Raw genomic sequence first — 1,336 nt, forward strand, 5'->3', positions numbered from 1 at the left:
GTTGCAGAACTGCTACCTGCCGCAGCACAGCATGGCGGAGATAGAGCAGACCGCTGAAAACGATGTGATCGAGGCGCTGCCACTCAGCGCTTAACAGACATATTACCGGACCGGAAGGCTGGATCTGAATTTACACCACCTTGACGGACTCGACCAATATCAGTAAGGCGGTCAGCGATGACAATCAGGATCAGCAGACTTCTAACTGTGGCTATAACGGGCTTGGGCCTCACAGCCTGCAGCTCTACACCAAAGCCCTCAGGTACGCCGGTGATAGTGACACCAGCGCCGGTGGTAACGCAGGACAGTAAACCACCGCGAGCGATGGTCACGGTGGCCCCGATGCCACCGACACCTTCAGCCTATGCCGGTAGCGCTCCAGGACTGTCCCCGGATGCACTGCTGAAGCACGCGACAGACTATGGTGCCTGGTGTTAGACCAACGCCGCGAAACTTAAGGCCCTTGAGGCATTTTTCTGGCCGGGTAAGGGGAAACAGTAAATGGATGCAGGACACATTGTGGAATTTTGGCAAACCGCACTACTGGGCGTTTTTTCGTTCGGTTTTACCTTCTGGATCAAGAGTCTCCACGCCACGATTAACCGGCTATGGGAGGAGAACCGGCAGATGTACACCGTGTTTCAGCTTAAGTCTGATGCAGTGCGCGATCATGAACAGGTCATGAATGTGCTTTCTGAAATTAAGCTGTCGCTTGAGCGCATGAATGACCGTATCGACCGTCGCACCGATGCGGGTGGCCGCTGATGGCACACCCGAAAGCGGTCAGGGATGCCGTCAGGCGCGATTACATCGCTCAGGGGATCGCACTAGAGATACTGGGGCCAATGCATGGCGTTAGCGTGGCATCGGTTATCCGCTGGCGTCGTGAGTCACGGGAGAGCGGTGACGACTGGGACAAGCAGCGTGCCGCCCGTCGCCTGTCATCCGGCGTACCCAAGGACACCACCCGCGACCTGCTGCTGGAGTTCCTGGAACATCACAAGCACGCGATGGAGCAGCTACGCAAGACCCGTGAAGGCACAGACGATCAGGCCGCGATGCCCGCCGATGATTACGCCAGCCTGCTGGCGAAGCTGCAGGACGGCTTTAACAAGATGATTGCCGCCAGCAAGCGTATTTTGCCGGAGACCGATCGCCTGATCGTGGCGGCAGGTGTGGTGGAGGATTTAGCCGCTTTCCTCAGCGATAAACATCCATCGCTGATGGTGGGCTTTCTGGATGTGTTACCTGAGTTTCAACAGATAGTGGAGAAAAAATATGGCTGAAGTCATCAAACCCGTTAAACAGTTTATTACCCTGAACGTAGCGCCCTTAC

Annotated in this window: 3 protein-coding genes; all 3 read left to right on the forward strand. The window is 56.0% G+C overall.

Annotated features, from left to right (window positions below):
• Nucleotides 1–140: 140 nt before the first annotated feature.
• The 3 genes from BBW68_RS18830 to BBW68_RS08550 all read left to right on the forward strand — a co-directional run bounded on the left by BBW68_RS18830 (nucleotide 141) and on the right by BBW68_RS08550 (nucleotide 1,286).
• Entirely contained in the window at nucleotides 141–311 is a 171-nt protein-coding gene (locus tag BBW68_RS18830; protein ID WP_186821309.1) for a hypothetical protein, read from the forward strand.
• Between the two features lie 208 nt (nucleotides 312–519).
• Nucleotides 520–765, forward strand: a complete 246-nt coding sequence (locus tag BBW68_RS08545) for a hypothetical protein (protein ID WP_245675235.1) — start codon at nucleotides 520–522, stop codon at nucleotides 763–765.
• The gene (locus BBW68_RS08550) at nucleotides 765–1,286 is read left to right on the forward strand and encodes a DUF1804 family protein (protein WP_070134962.1); all 522 of its coding nucleotides are present in this window, start codon (nucleotides 765–767) and stop codon (nucleotides 1,284–1,286) included. The genes BBW68_RS08545 and BBW68_RS08550 overlap by 1 nt, the downstream gene beginning before the upstream one ends.
• The last annotated feature ends 50 nt before the right edge of the window (nucleotides 1,287–1,336 follow it).

This window comes from Candidatus Erwinia dacicola (assembly GCF_001756855.1).
Classification (GTDB): Bacteria; Pseudomonadota; Gammaproteobacteria; order Enterobacterales; family Enterobacteriaceae; genus Erwinia; species Erwinia dacicola.